At 44.6% G+C, this 14952-nt stretch carries 10 protein-coding genes; all 10 read left to right on the top strand.

Annotated features, from left to right (window positions below; genetic code table 11):
* The first annotated feature begins 2 nt into the window (after positions 1 to 2).
* The 10 genes from E5329_RS13185 (at position 3) to E5329_RS13230 (ending at position 14921) form a co-directional block, all read left to right on the top strand.
* Complete coding sequence (locus E5329_RS13185; protein WP_135989989.1) at positions 3 to 779, top strand: ABC transporter permease; 777 nt, start codon at positions 3 to 5, stop codon at positions 777 to 779.
* Between the two features lie 18 nt (positions 780 to 797).
* Complete coding sequence (locus E5329_RS13190; protein ID WP_135989990.1) at positions 798 to 1535, top strand: ABC transporter ATP-binding protein; 738 nt, start codon at positions 798 to 800, stop codon at positions 1533 to 1535.
* Positions 1536 to 1677: 142 nt separating this feature from the next.
* The gene (locus tag E5329_RS13195; protein WP_135989991.1) at positions 1678 to 2688 is read left to right on the top strand and encodes a glycosyltransferase family 2 protein; all 1011 of its coding nucleotides are present in this window, start codon (positions 1678 to 1680) and stop codon (positions 2686 to 2688) included.
* A gap of 49 nt (positions 2689 to 2737) precedes the next feature.
* A complete protein-coding gene (locus E5329_RS13200; RefSeq protein WP_135989992.1) occupies positions 2738 to 3448 on the top strand; it encodes an IspD/TarI family cytidylyltransferase in 711 nt (236 codons plus the stop codon).
* Entirely contained in the window at positions 3448 to 4467 is a 1020-nt protein-coding gene (locus E5329_RS13205) for a ribitol-5-phosphate dehydrogenase (RefSeq protein WP_135989993.1), read from the top strand. Before E5329_RS13200 ends, E5329_RS13205 begins: the two co-directional genes overlap by 1 nt.
* Positions 4468 to 4581: 114 nt before the next feature.
* Entirely contained in the window at positions 4582 to 5715 is a 1134-nt protein-coding gene (locus E5329_RS13210; RefSeq protein ID WP_168356616.1) for a CDP-glycerol glycerophosphotransferase family protein, read from the top strand.
* Positions 5705 to 6835, top strand: a complete 1131-nt coding sequence (locus E5329_RS13215; RefSeq protein ID WP_135989995.1) for a CDP-glycerol glycerophosphotransferase family protein — start codon at positions 5705 to 5707, stop codon at positions 6833 to 6835. Before E5329_RS13210 ends, E5329_RS13215 begins: the two co-directional genes overlap by 11 nt.
* A gap of 94 nt (positions 6836 to 6929) precedes the next feature.
* Positions 6930 to 11237 (top strand): CDP-glycerol glycerophosphotransferase family protein, encoded by a 4308-nt coding sequence (locus E5329_RS13220; RefSeq protein WP_168356617.1) that lies wholly within the window; start codon positions 6930 to 6932, stop codon positions 11235 to 11237.
* Between the two features lie 30 nt (positions 11238 to 11267).
* A complete protein-coding gene (locus tag E5329_RS13225; RefSeq protein ID WP_135989997.1) occupies positions 11268 to 13034 on the top strand; it encodes a CDP-glycerol glycerophosphotransferase family protein in 1767 nt (588 codons plus the stop codon).
* Between the two features lie 21 nt (positions 13035 to 13055).
* Positions 13056 to 14921, top strand: a complete 1866-nt coding sequence (locus E5329_RS13230; RefSeq protein ID WP_135989998.1) for a hypothetical protein — start codon at positions 13056 to 13058, stop codon at positions 14919 to 14921.
* Positions 14922 to 14952 lie beyond the last annotated feature (31 nt).

Genomic DNA, 14952 nt, shown 5'->3' on the forward strand with positions numbered 1-14952 from the left:
TTATGAGAGAAAGAATCAAGAACTTTTTCCGTTACCGTTTTCTGTTGGGAGAACTGGTAAAAAAGGGAATTAAGCTGAAATACAGAAGGTCGTATCTGGGAATCATATGGTCTATGTTAGAGCCGCTGTTAACCACATGCGTGCTGACCATTGTGTTTGGGACGCTGTTCGGCAACGACGATCCTACGTTTCCGGTGTATATTTTAAGCGGGCGTCTCCTATATTCCTTCTTTTCCCAGGGGACAACAGGGGCGCTGAAATCCATTCGGGCCAATGCCTCTATGATTAAGAAGGTGTATGTGCCGAAATACCTTTATCCTTTGTCCAGCGTGCTCTTTAATTATATTATATTTTTGATTTCTCTGGCGGTATTGATTGTCCTGGCAATGGTTTTTCGGGTATTTCCGACTTTATATATCCTGTGGGCGATTCCCTGCCTGCTGCTTTTGCTGCTGCTTTCTTACGGGGTGGGGATGATTTTAGCTACCATCGGAGTGTTTTTTCGGGATATGGAATATCTTTGGAATGTATTGCTAATGCTGGTTATGTACACCTGTGCGATTTTCTATTCTCCGGATCGATTGTTAAAAAGCGGTTACGGCTGGATTCTAAAATGGAATCCATTGTACTGCATTATCGCCAATTTCAGGCATGCTGTATTCGGGGAACCGATGCATTTTAAAATGTTTCTGTATGCCGCTGCTTTCAGTGTGGCTTCCTTAATCCTGGGGCTGGTTGTCTTTTACAGGAAACAGGATGAATTTATCTTGCAGATATAACGGGAAAGGGAGAGGGAAATGGCAAAAGAAATAATTCGGGTAGAACATGTAGGCATGAAATTCAATCTCAGCAAGGAAAAGGTGGACAGCCTGAAAGAATATGTGATTAAATCTTTAAAACGTCAGTTGGAATACAACGAGTTCTGGGCCCTGAAAGATATTAATTTCACATTGGAAAAGGGAGACCGTCTGGGGATTCTGGGCCTGAACGGGGCAGGAAAAAGCACCTTGCTGAAAGTAATTGCAGGAGTGTTCAAGCCCACAGAGGGCAAGGTTTACAAAAAAGGGAAGATTGCTCCGCTGCTGGAGCTTGGGGCCGGGTTTGATATGCAGTACACCGGAGCGGAAAATATTTATCTCTATGGAGCGGTGTTGGGATACAGCAAGAAATTTATAGAAGAAAAATTTGATGATATCGTAGCTTTTTCGGAATTGGATAAATTTATCGACGTTCCCCTGAAAAATTATTCCTCCGGGATGAAATCCAGACTGGGATTTTCCATTGCCACCGTGGTGGCGCCAGAGATTCTGATTCTGGATGAGGTGCTGTCTGTGGGGGACGCAAAGTTCAGAAAGAAAAGCGAAGGCAAGATTATGAGTATGTTTGATAAGGGCGTGACGGTGTTGTTTGTGTCTCACTCCTTAGAACAGGTCTGTCGGCTGTGCAATAAAGCGGTTATTCTGGATCATGGGACAATCAAAGCCTTCGGCGGCATTGAAGAGGTGGCGGAGGTGTACCGGAAGATGCTGGAGTAAAGAAGCGGCAGAGTGCAGAAGCCCTTTTGCAGAGGCGCAGGGCCGACGGAAGGGGGCTGCCGGTTTTGGCAAAGTTGCAATGGAGCATAAATTGTGATATATTGGTAAAAATTATGAATTGACAATTACGGAGGAAGAAAAATTGAAGCTGATCATACAGATTCCATGCTATAACGAAGCAGAGACGCTGGAAATCGCATTGAATGACCTGCCGAAGCAGATAGAAGGAATTGATGAAATTGAATATCTGATTATCAATGACGGCAGTAAAGACAATACGGTGGAGGTTGCCCGAAACTGGGGCGTCAACTATGTGGTGGATTTGAAACGGAACAAAGGGCTTGCCAAAGGATTTATGGCAGGGCTGGACGCCTGTCTGAGGAACGGGGCGGATATTATCGTTAACACAGACGCCGACAACCAGTATTGTGCAGATGATATTGAGAAAATTGTCCGTCCGATTCTGGAAGGGAAAACAGATATTGTCATCGGTGCAAGGCCGGTGGATGACACGGAGCACTGGTCTCCGTTAAAGAAAAAGCTTCAGCATTTCGGAAGCTGGGTGGTGCGCAAGGCCTCCCGCAGCGATATTCCCGACGCTCCCAGCGGTTTTCGGGCCTATAGCCGGGAAGCAGCCATGCGCCTGAATGTAGTCAACGAATATACTTATACCTTAGAGACCATTGTTCAGGCAGGAAGAAGCAAGATTGCCATGGAATCCGTGCCTATCCGCACCAATGCGGAGCTTAGGCCCTCCCGGCTGTTCAGCAGTATGTTCGGGTATGTGAAGAAATCCATGCTTACGATTTTAAGGGCGTTTATGATGTACCGCCCCCTGATGGTATTTTCCATTATCGGAAGTATTATTTTTGCCCTGGGGCTTGCCATTGGCATACGGTTTCTGGTTTATTTCATCGGCGGAAGCGGCGCAGGCCATATGCAGTCTTTGATTCTGGCAAGCACGCTGATGCTGCTGGGCTTCCAGACCTTTATTGTAGGGCTTTTGGCAGATATTATCTCGGCAAACCGAAAGATATTAGAGGATGTCCAGTATCATGTACGGAAATTGGATTTTGACAAAGATGTGGAAAAAAAGAACGAAATGAAAGACATGGAAAAAGAGGGGAAACCGGAATCAGGCAAAGAGATGTAAAGAAAGCGATAAATAGAATCAGACAGAAATCAGTCAGGAGGGCTGGAACATGGTATACGGCGTAATTTTAGCAGGCGGCGTGGGCAGCCGCATGGGAAATGCAGAAAAGCCCAAGCAGTATCTCCAAATCGGTGAAAAGCCGATTATCATCCATACGGTAGAAAAAATGTATGTTCATCCGGAGATTGAAAAAGTTCTGGTATTATGTCCGGAACAGTGGGTATCCTATACAAAAACTCTGTTGAACAAATACAGGCTTCCCGCATCGGAGATTGCAGTGTTAAAAGGAGGCTCTACCAGAAACGGAACCATCATGAACGCTATTTCCTATATTGAAGAGCAGGGAGATTTGACAGAGGATACAATTATTGTAACACATGATTCGGTCAGGCCTTTTATCACCCACCGGATCATTTCGGAAAATGTGCGGTACGCCCAAAAATATGGCGCTTGCGATACGGTGATTGCCGCCACAGATACCATTGTGGAGAGCCATGACGGGGAAATTATCAGCGAGATTCCGGAGCGTTCGAAGATGTATCAGGGACAGACGCCTCAGAGTTTTTGCGCGGTTAAATTGAAAAATCTGTACGAAAGCCTCACAGAAGAGGAAAAGCAAATTTTAACAGACGCAGCCAAAATTTTTGCCATTAAGGGGGAAAAGGTTTATCTGGTACAGGGGGAAGTTTCCAATATTAAAATTACCTATCCGTATGATTTGCGGGTGGCGGAAGCATTGATTAAAGAGGACAGAAAATAATGTTAAATGCAGTGTATCGTTTAGTGGCGCCAAGAAGATTTGAAGTGGAATTTACGGAAATAGAATTGCATAATGTGATTGTTCGGCCTACGCATCTGTCCATTTGCCGGGCAGATCAGAGGTATTATCAGGGAACACGTCCGGCGGAAGTTCTGGCAAAGAAGCTTCCCATGGCGTTAATCCATGAGGGAATCGGTCAGGTGGTCTATGATGAAGCCGGGGAATTCCAGCCGGGCCAGCGGGTGGTGATGATCCCCAATACGCCTACGGAGCCGGATACGGTGATTGCGGAAAATTATCTGCGCAGCAGCCGGTTTCGGGCCAGTGGTTTTGACGGTTTTATGCAGGATTATGTGGAGATGGGACGGGACAGGCTGGTATGCCTTCCGCCCGATATTGATCTGAGGGTAGCGGCTTTTACAGAGCTGATTACGGTAAGCGTACACGCTATCAGCAGATTTGACAGAATTGCCCATTCCAGACGGGAGCGGGTGGGAATCTGGGGAGACGGCAACCTGGGTTATATCACGGCTCTTTTGTTTCATACCATGTTTCCGGGAGTGGAGCTGTCTATTTTTGGCGTAGATGAGAATAAGCTGGCAGATTTTGCCTTTGCAGAGGAAACATATCTGGTCAAAGACATTCCAAAAGATCTGGTGGTGGACCATGCGTTTGAATGCGTAGGCGGAAACGGAGCTCAGATGGCTATTGATCAGATGATTGACCATATTGCGCCAGAGGGGACTATGGCCCTTTTGGGCGTGTCTGAGAATCATGTGCCCATCAATACCAGAATGGTGTTGGAAAAGGGACTGCGCCTGTTTGGAAGCAGCCGAAGCGGCAGAGAAGACTTTGTGCGGACGGTGTCGCTGTTTGCAGAAAACCGGGAACTGGTGGGCAATCTGCAGAACCTGATTGGCAGCGTCATTGAGGTGGGCTCCATTGCTGATATGAAAGAAGCCTTTGAAACGGATATCCGCCGGGCCTTTGGAAAAACAGTGATGGTTTGGAAAAATTAGTGTAAAACCTGTAATCGTATGGCAGGAATGTCATAGCAGGAAGAATGAGAAAACGGCATGGAAAATATGGGTAAAACAGCAGGCAAAAATATAATTCGGAGGATCTTTAAGTTTTTGGTATACAAAATCCTTTTTCCGGGAACGTACCACATTGGCGCCCTTCGGAAGATTAAGAAGGGAAAGACGCTGTTCGCAGAGCTTCATGGCAGGGCGTTAAGCGATAATTTCAGGCTGTTAAAAGAAGAAGCGGAGCAAAAATATGGCTTTCAAATTCAGGAATATTATCTGGATTTCAGGAAGGATTCTCTTTCCTATTACCGCAGGTGCTTAGGGCTTTTGTGGGAAGCGTCGGACGCTTCGTATATCTTTCTCAATGATTCCTGCAATGTACTTGGAGCTTTTCACATGCGCAGAGGAAGCCAGATGATTCAGACCTGGCATGCCTGCGGAGCCTTTAAAAAATGGGGATTCAGCGCAGCCGATCAGGAGTATGGCGAGAGCCGCAAGGAGCTTATGAAATATCCTTACCACAGGAATTATACCCTGGTTACCGTCAGCAGCCCGGAGGTGATCTGGGCTTACAGGGAAGCCTTTCAGGTTCCGGCGGAGACAATTCAGCCGCTGGGAGTCAGCCGGACGGATCTCTATTTCCTGGAATCCTTTCACCGGGCGGCAAAGAAAAACTATTTGAAGCAGGTTCCCCAGGGGAAAGGGAAGAAATGCATCCTGTATGTGCCCACGTTCCGGGGAACCGGCGGGAGGGCGGACAGTCCAGAGATTCTGGATTATGCTTTCCTGAAGCAAAGGCTGGGACAGGATTATATCATCCTTGAGAAACGCCATCCCTTTGTAAAAGAGACACTGAAGCCAGAAGAATCACTGAAGGATTTTGTGTTTGGGGACTGCGGTCTGGAAATTGCAGAATTGCTCTGTATTGCAGATATCTGCGTGACAGATTATTCCTCTGTGGCGTTTGAATATGCGCTGATGGAACGCCCTATGATATTTCTTGCCTATGATTTGGAAGAATATTTTGCTCACCGGGGATTTTATTATGAGTATCAGGAATTTGTGCCGGGACCTGTGGTAAAGGATACCCCAGAGCTTGCGGCAGCAGTCCGAACCATAGAACAGCATCCAGAAGAAGCCAGAGAGAAGATTACTGAATTTCGGCAGAAATTTATGTCTTCCTGTGACGGACACACCACGGAGAGAATCTGGCAGGAGATATTGAAATATGAGCGGTAAACTGAAAATCAGGCAGGCGTTGAAGGAATGTCTGAGAAAATTTATATTGCCTGCGGCATACCATATTTACTGTATTCGGTATTCAGGTCCAGATCAACGGCTTATAGTATTTGCCGACGCCCATCACCAGAAATTTCCAGAAGATATGCAGCTTTTGAAAGAAGAAATGCAGCGGCGGGGATACCGGACTCTGGAGCTGGTGCATGATTTTTCGGAAATTAGTTTTGGAACAAGCGTAAAGTCAATGCTTTCCTTTCTAAAATATTATGCACAGGCAGGCTTAGTCGTAATTTGCGATTATTATCTTCCTGTAATTTCTGTGAAGAAGCGGAAAGTGACAAAGGTCGTTCAGCTCTGGCACGCCTGCGGCGCATACAAGAAATTCGGCTATGACGCCAGGGATGATCTGATATCTGTAAAGGATCAGAATATGTTCCGCAATTTTGATTTGGTTGCCGTAAGTTCCGAACATTGCAGAAAAGTATATGCTGATGCCTTTCATCTTCCTTTGGACAAAGTGCAGGCGTTGGGAGTTAGCAGGACGGATCGGTATTTTTCAGAAAAGTTTATGGCAGACTGCTGCAGCCGCTTTTTCAAGGAATATCCTGAGGCGGCCGGAAAGAAAATTATTCTCTGGGCCCCTACGTTCCGCCAAAATGCAGGGGAAGGAATTTTATTTGGCGCAGAAGCCATTGACCGGCTGGAAGAGAGGCTTTCTCCGGAGTGGTTTGTCATCCGGAAGGTTCATCCTCATTTGGAGAAAAGAATGGCGGCTTCTAACTGCAGAATTCCCACAGAGCAGTTGTACGCAGCGGCAGATTTGCTGATTACCGATTACTCGTCCGTGATTTTTGATTTTACTCTGACCGGAAAACCGATTCTGGTTTATGCGCCTGACCGGGAGCAATACGAAAAGGAACGGGGATTTTACCTGAAGCTGGAGGAACTTCCGGCTAAGGTGGTTACAAACGGGGAGGAACTGGCAGCAGTGATTGAACGGGGGGAATATAAAACAACATCTGAGAAATATGGGGAATTTATGAAAAATCAGTTACAGATGTGTGACGGACACGCCACCAGCCGGATTGCAGATTATATTGAGAGCATTCGGAAAGAATGAGGATGGCGGCAGGATATGCAGGAGAAGATAACAGCTGCCTGGCAGCATCGCATCTTGATACGCGCAGCGCCGGCATGTAATGCAGGAGGAGAAAATGTCAAAGGATGTAAAGAAGAAACTGAGCCGGATTCCAACTCTTTCCGTGCTTAAAAAAATGGGGACGGGTACTTTAGAGGCGGAGGATCTGGAGTCATTTCCGAAAAACAACAGGTGGGCGTTTAACGCAGGGAGAACTTTTGCGGGAAATCCCAAATATCTGTTTATCTACATCAATAAATACCGGAAAGATATTGACGCCTATTGGCTGTGCGACAATGAGGAAACGGTGGAATATATCCGGAAGCTGGGCTATAAAGCCTATACCTTTGTGGATGGGGAGGCGCATCGCTTAGAGGCTCAGACCGGCGTCTATGTTGTAGAACAGGTGAAGGAAAATATTCCGGAGCGGATGGCTGAGGTAAAATATCTGAATCTTTATCATGGGGTGGGATGCAAGTCGATAGAGCGGAGGGCGCACACTGGATTTTTAACGGAGCGTGTTGCAGGAAAGTATATCCGCTATAATCAGTTTTATTATGACAGACAGTTATTTCTTGTAACATCTCCTTTGATGGAAAAACATTTTATTTATCAGTGCGGACTTCGTAAGAGCCAGGTAATCCGCGGGGGATATCCCAGGTGTATGTATCAGAAATATTTTGAAAAGTTAACCACCTTTAATCATGATATACGTGCAAGGAAAGGGTTGGGGGCGGATACAAAGATCGCGGCATATGCTCCAACGTATCGAGACGATGTTCCTCAGGGATTTATGAGCCTTGCCATTCCAGATATGGAACGTTTGATACAGAAGCTTGAAGAACGAAATATGTTGATGATTTTCAAGATGCATCCCCTGATTGAGGAAGATTATGAATATTTGAAACTGAAAGAAAAATATCAGGATCATCCAAGGCTTCTGTTTTGGAATAATCAGGAAGATTTCTATGAGATATTTGATGATATTGAAGTGGGAATTATCGATTATTCCTCTATTTTTTATGATATGCTGGCTGGAGGAACCAAATATTTTATCCGGTACTTTTTTGCAGAATCCTCTCGGGATATGGTATATGATTTGGAGGAAATGACCTGCGGAAAAATGTGCAGGAATTTTGATTCCCTGTTAGAAGCGCTGAATTCTTATGAAGAGGATGATAAAAAGGATCGGGAAAGGATTGAAAAATTATTCTGGGAGTATGACCATAAAGGCTCTATGGATGAAATCATCAATCATACACTGGAATTTGAGCCAAAGCCGGAACCTTTGCCCACCTTGTATACTTTTGACATTTTTGATACTTTAATATCCCGGAGCGTATTGGAGCCGGAAGGAATTTTCTATCAGGTAAAAGAGAGAATGGAAGCGTCTGAACTGGAATTTCCATCTTTTTTCATGAGGAATTATCCGCAGAAAAGGCAGGAGGCGGAAGAAAATGCTCGTGAGTGGTATCGCAAAACGCTGGAACTTCGCCCGGACGCCAGAAGAGAAATCCATTTTGAAGAAATTTTTGAACGGATGGCAAGTGTTTACCATTTGACAGACGAACAGAGAAATGCCCTGATGCAGTGGGAACTGGAAGCAGAATATGATAGCAGTATTCCCATTCCGGGGGCTGTTTCTTATGTGAAAGATTTGGTGCAGAAAGGGGAAACGGTCTGCCTGATTAGCGATATGTATCTGAGCCGGGAATTTGTACAGAAGCTTCTAGTGAAGGCAGAACCAGTTCTGGGAGAGCTTCCATTGTTTTTATCCAGTGAGTATGGAGTGCAGAAAAGCACAGGGCTATTGTATCTGGAGGTATACCGTAGTTTTGAGACCTATATGTTTGGTGCATGGATTCATCATGGAGATAACCGGAAAGCGGATGGAGCCATTGCAAAGAAATTAAATATCACCACAGTGCTGCGGGAACGTCCGGAATTTAATGAATATGAATGGAAGATTGCAACAGAGATCGGAACTGGTGATGCTTTTAAAGCCGCAGCGCTTTTGGCACGGTTTCGGAAAAATAACGGGAAAAGGAAAGATTATTATGCATATGGGCATATTTCCATGTACTTCGTTCCCTATATTAGCTGGGTATTGCAGCATGCCATAGAACATGGAACAGAATGCCTTTATTTTATTTCCCGGGACGGCTATCAGTTAAAGCGGATTGCAGACAGAATCATAGAGAAGAAGAAACTGCCGGTCCGGACAAAATATATCTATGGCTCCAGAAGAGTCTGGCGGATTCCTTCGCTGATTACAGAACTGGATAAAGAATTTTTCTCCAAATTCGGCAATTTTGTAAATATAAAATCTTATGATAAGATGCTGAACGCCCTGAATATGGAAGAAAAAGATTTTCAGCGGATTTTCCCTGATTTGGCCTATTTGAAAGAAGTTGGTGAAATCACAAAAGAAATCCGGGCGTCACTGATTATTACTTTTTCCAACTCAGAGCCCTATCGGCAATATATTCTGGATAAGTCAGCCCGTGATCGGGAAATTGTGCTGAAATATTTACGGCAGGAAATTGATTTTGAAGAGACATATTCGTTTGTGGAATATTGGGGAAGAGGGTATACACAGGACTGTATGGCTCGTCTGCTGGAAGCGGCGTGCGGGTATCAATGCCCGGTTCCCTTTTATTATATGAGAAGTATTTACAGCAATGAAGAAAACCGGATTCGCTATAATTTTACTACGGCGTCAAATTCTCTGATTTTTGTGGAAGCAATTTTTGCCAATATTCCTTATAAAAGCATAGAGCAGTATCAACGGGATGCGAATGGCGCAATTCTGCCAGTGCTAGAACCTGCGGACTGCGATATGGAGCTGTTTCACGCCATGGAGCATAGACTGATTCAGTTTGTAGATGATTTTTATAGCCTTGGGCTGGAAGATACGGAGGCCTTGGAGAAAATGCTGCAGAAAGTCTCCGTTGAATATTTCGAGGAACATCAGGAGGACGAGACGTATACTGAATGCCTTGCCCCGTTGATAGATTCTTATACGATGTATGACGCCAAAAGAGAGTATGCTCCAGCCTTTACAGCTGAGATGGCAGATGGGCTAATTCGAGAAAATCCCAAGTCAGATTACACCAGCTCCCTGAAAATGAGTCTTGCAAGAACTGAAAAGAGGCTGGCAGATAAAGTGAGATATATTGTAGAGGATGTGCCGGAGCTTCGGAAAGAGGGAGATAAAAAAACGTCAAAAATCTTGGCTAAAAAAGAAGAAAACCTTCTGGCGCCTTATAATATTAAGCGTCATAAATACAAATCTCTGTATTTTCAGGCGACTTACCAAAAACATGCCATGCATCCTGTAGAAAAAGGCAAGGTGATTCTTTTTACCAATAATTCTCCCACGGATCGGGATGAGTACTGGAGCCTGGAACAGCAATTAAAGAAAATGGGAAATATGAAGATTCTCAGGTATTCCAAAAATACGTTTTATGGAAAAGTGATAAAAGAGATGGCTACGGCAGAGTATATTTTCATTAACCGCCATATTGAACTGATGAGCCTTTTGAAATTCCGAAAAGGAACCTATGTGGTTCAGTTGGGAGAATTTGCGTTGTCTTTAAATTGCTTTGGGAAAGGAATGTATTTTCCAGGATATCTCAAAGATTCCAGAAATTGGAATAACAGGCTAATGAGAAATGATTATGATCTGATCTGCGCTGCCTCTGAAACAATGAAAAAGATTTATGAGTCTTCTTTTTCCCTGAAGGGAAAGGGAAGGGTCCAGGCGGTGGGAAGCTGCTGTACGGATATTTATTTTTCCGAAACATTCCGAAAGGAAGCCAGAAGAAGTCTTGAGGAACTGTTTCCGGCAGCCAGAGGTAAGAAAATTATTGTATATCTGCCTCAGTACAGACATCGGGTGAAGGGAAACCGTGTGCTGGAATTTCTGGATATCCGGAAATTGAAAAAAGCATTGGAGAATGAATATGTGATGGTGACCGATTACCGGGTTCCGGCGGGAATGGACAGCTATTTGATGGCGGATGATCTGCAGGACTTTTTCTGCGACGTTACAAATAAAATCAGTATCCGCAGGCTGATTGCAGCGGGAGATGTATTTGTGGGAGATTATCGGAATACCTTTTTTGAATCATTTTTAAGAAGGAAGCCGGTATTCCTTACAGCGGATGACTATCAGGAATATACAAAGGAGCGGGACTATAATTTTGCCTATGAAGATATCCTTTCGGCTCCTGTGCTTGGGGATGCGGAGGAATTAATCTGGCAGCTTCAGCGCATAGAAGCGTATGATTACAGATATCTGGAGCAATTCTGTGAAAAATATTTAGGCGCATGTGACGGCCATGCGGCAGAACGGGTGCTGGAATACAAGAATGAAATTTAACAGAGAGTGAATAAGACAGAGGAAGAGGATATGGAATGGAAATTTAGGTTAGAGGAAGCAAGAATAGAAGATTATATGCTGTTTCTGGGCGTAGCGGCGGAGGGCCCCTATGATGTAAAGGTCCGTTCGCCCAAAGTTGTGGCAGTGCTCAGGAACTCAAGGGACAACCGCAGGTTTCCCATCAGTGTAAATTCCTATTTTCCGCTGGAGGATATGGACGCCTGTATGGTATATGCAGAATATCCTGTGAATATTGAGAGTATTTTTGTGGGAGGAAGCAGAGAAGATATTGTGATATCCTTTGATTTTATCTATGGTGATACGCATATTCGCAATATTCCTCTGGAACTGTCCCGTGCGCCGGAAGCTTTGGAAGCTCAGGGATTGTCATTTCGGAAAGAGACTTCTGAACTGGTTCTGAAGGGAAAAGGGAGTGGACATGAAATTTGGATGAAAGTATGGAATGGCTGCCGGGCAGTCCTTGCGCCGATCCATCAGCTATTTACCCATGTCATCGCAGTCCTGCTGCTGCCCTGGTTTTTTGTGGATGCCATAGCCTCAATTTTGTTTGATATCAGTAAAACTTATCCCAGAAATACGGGAAGCCAGCTGCGCCGTTTTTTTGCTCATATCAGCTGGTATCATTCCAGATTTTGTAAATATGAATTCGGACTGACCGGGATTAAGATGGGATTTGCGAAATTCTTTTTCCTGCTGGGGCTTCTTTCGCCCATAAGGAAAAACCGGGTGTTCTTTTTGTCCAGCCGGCGGAATGATATGACAGGAAATTTTTCTTTTCTATATGAAAAGATGAAGCAGGAGCCGGTGGCGGATATGAAATGGGTGTTGGAATCCAGAGAAATTGCGGCAATGCCTTTAAGCAGTATGGCAAAAATCGGTTATTATGCAGCCACTTCCAGGGTGATTCTGGTTGACGACTATACTCCTGCGATTTCCAGGCTCAAATTGCGCAGGAATACGAAACTGATCCAGCTCTGGCACGCCTGCGGCGCTTTTAAGACCTTTGGCTTCTCCCGTACCGGCAAGCGGGGCGGCCCCAAACAGAACAGCCTGGATCACAGAGATTACGATTACGCCATTGTAAGCTCTTCCGAGATCCGGCAGTTCTACGCAGAAGGATTTGGGATTGCGATGGAAAAGGTGGCAGCCACTGGGGTTCCTCGTACCGATGTGTTTTTTGATGAAGCTTACAAAACGAATATTGTGGAAAAGCTGCGGCAGCAGTATCCTGTCATAAAAGGCAAAAAAGTAATTTTATTTGCGCCTACCTTCCGGGGGTATGGAAAGCAAAGTGCGGATTATCCCAGAAGCCAGTTTGATCCTATAGAATTTATGGGGCAGATTCCAGAAGAGTATATGTTGATTATCAAGCATCATCCCTTTGTGACTATGGAATATGAAATTGGAGAACAGTGGAAGGACAGGATTCTGGATTTGTCCGGGGAATCGGAAATCAACGATCTGCTGTTCATTACGGATCTGCTGATCACCGATTATTCTTCTGTAGTATTTGAGGCGGCTCTTCTCAATATTCCCATGCTGATGTACGCCTTTGACTTAAGGCAGTACATTGCAGGCAGGGATTTTTATTATGATTATGAATTTTTTGTGCCAGGCAAGATTGTGGAGAGTTTTCCAGAGCTTGTAGAAGCAGTATGTAAGGAAGACTTTGAAGAGGAGAAGCTGGCGCAGTTTCGGACAAGGTTTTTCGATGATTTAGACGGAAAATCCACGGAAAGAGTAGTAAAATTGATTTATGGCTTGATTCAGTCTTAGGCCGATGGAGGATGTGTAACTATGGAACGTGTAAGAGAAATCTTTTCTTCCGATAAAAATAACAGGATTATTTTGTTTGTGGCGTTGCTGCTGGGATTTCTGATCCTGGGACTTCCCCTGACAGTGACATACATTACAGATGAGACGGGGACGATGGCCAACGCTGCTTTTCTGGCAGGCATGAACTGGTCAGCGTTTATTGACCACACAGGAGGATATTATTACAAATACGGACAGGCAATATTCTGGTATCCCATTTTTGCGCTGGTGAAGGATTCCTTTCTTATATATAAACTGATTATGGCGGAACATGCAGTTTTTCTAAGTTTGGAAGGAGTGTGCGTTTATCAGATTCTTCGGAAACATCTGAAGGTGGAGAGCAGGATTCAGTGTCTGCTGATATCAGTGATTACCGCTATTACTCCTGCTGCGGTGCTGTACAGCCTTTTTGCCCGGGCAGATGTGGCGTTGGCGGCCTTTTCTGTGTACGTGCTGTATTTTTTGATGGAAACCTGGAACAGCAGGGGCGATAAGAAGAGACAGGCGGTCTTTACGTTTCTGGCAGTTTTGTGTACGGTGTATATTTCCATGTGTCACAGCAGAGGCATTGTATGGGTGATTGCTGTGACGATGGTAGTTCTGGTAATGCATTTTTTTACCAGAGAAAAGATGGTAAATTACTGGGTATACGGCGGTTCTTTGATTGCTTTGATGGGAATTGACCGGATATTAACCAGGTTTTTCAAATCAAACATCTGGGGAGACAATGTAAGGCATGCCACAGCTGAAAGCTTTGATTTTGAGAAGCTGGGAGGAATTTTCACAGCAGATGGCATTAAGACCATGTTGAAGCTTGGAATGGGATGGATTTTTAATTTCATGACCAGTTCCATGGGCCTGGCGGTGGCAGGAATTTTTGCTTCTCTTGTGATTATTTTATTGTTTGTACGCAGGAAAATGGACATAAAGCCGGAAGAGGCAATTCTGTGCGGCTATGGATTTCTGATTTTTGCAGGTTCCATGGCGCTGGGCATGCTCTTTTTCTTTCCCCATGTCTTTCAGAATTATTATGGAGGCTCTGCATCCAGGGTGGATCGGCTGGTTTATGACAGATATCTGGCCGGTAGCATTGGGGTTGCAGTTTTGATGGGAATTTATTTCTTCGTTTACCGGAAAGATATTTTTCAGAAGGTGAGCCGGATTGTTCTGGCTGCAGCCGCTCTGTTTATTTTGTTTTTCTTTAAAAAATATATCAGCATTTATCTGGATCATAAGGAATTTTCCATCCGCAACAGTATCGCCTCAAATCTTTTTGTGGACAATGGGTTTGCAGGGAATGATGCTTCTAAATATGACAATATGTCAGGGGGGCTGTTTTATGGAGGCCTGTTTGCAGCAGTTGTGCTGATTCTCTTTTTGTCTGCAGCCTATCTGGCCTGGCGGGAGTGGGCGCTGCTGGGAATGTGCGCAGTGTTTGCCCTGAATCTGGGGGTGAATTATAAAAAAATGCGTCTGGAGTGTGATATCAACGTAAAGGCGAAGGTTCAGGATTTGCAGGATTATGCGCCGCAGATCCGGGAAGTATCGGAGGAATACCGCTATATTTATGTGGATAAAAGCGCAAAAAGGTTAAAGCCGCTGCAGTTGATTTTTAAAGAATTCCAGGTGTATGTGCGCAGCCATATTCCGGAAGAAAGCGCAGGCAATTATTTCATCATTTCTATGCCGGATAATTTTAATGAAAAAATCGACAGAACTGACTGCTACCGTTTGGCGGATTTTGATTATGAAAATGCGGAATATTATGTGATCTATGTGAAGGGAGAAGCTTTGCGGGAAGAACTTGAAAATATGGGGCATAAGCTCCTTAAAATAGAGGCTGACTGATAAAAAGCAATCGATGAGTTACGAAAGGAGA

The organism is Petralouisia muris, assembly GCF_004793545.1.
Classification (GTDB): Bacteria; Bacillota; Clostridia; order Lachnospirales; family Lachnospiraceae; genus Petralouisia; species Petralouisia muris.

What these genes read in the sequence shown, in the direction of transcription:
- E5329_RS13185 (WP_135989989.1), top strand. Translation starts at nt 3, where the DNA reads ATGAGAGAAAGAATCAAGAACTTTTTCCGTTACCGTTTTCTGTTGGGA.
- E5329_RS13190 (WP_135989990.1), top strand. Translation starts at nt 798, where the DNA reads ATGGCAAAAGAAATAATTCGGGTAGAACATGTAGGCATGAAATTCAAT.
- E5329_RS13200 (WP_135989992.1), top strand. Translation starts at nt 2,738, where the DNA reads ATGGTATACGGCGTAATTTTAGCAGGCGGCGTGGGCAGCCGCATGGGA.
- E5329_RS13205 (WP_135989993.1), top strand. Translation starts at nt 3,448, where the DNA reads ATGTTAAATGCAGTGTATCGTTTAGTGGCGCCAAGAAGATTTGAAGTG.
- E5329_RS13215 (WP_135989995.1), top strand. Translation starts at nt 5,705, where the DNA reads ATGAGCGGTAAACTGAAAATCAGGCAGGCGTTGAAGGAATGTCTGAGA.
- E5329_RS13220 (WP_168356617.1), top strand. Translation starts at nt 6,930, where the DNA reads ATGTCAAAGGATGTAAAGAAGAAACTGAGCCGGATTCCAACTCTTTCC.
- E5329_RS13225 (WP_135989997.1), top strand. Translation starts at nt 11,268, where the DNA reads ATGGAATGGAAATTTAGGTTAGAGGAAGCAAGAATAGAAGATTATATG.
- E5329_RS13230 (WP_135989998.1), top strand. Translation starts at nt 13,056, where the DNA reads ATGGAACGTGTAAGAGAAATCTTTTCTTCCGATAAAAATAACAGGATT.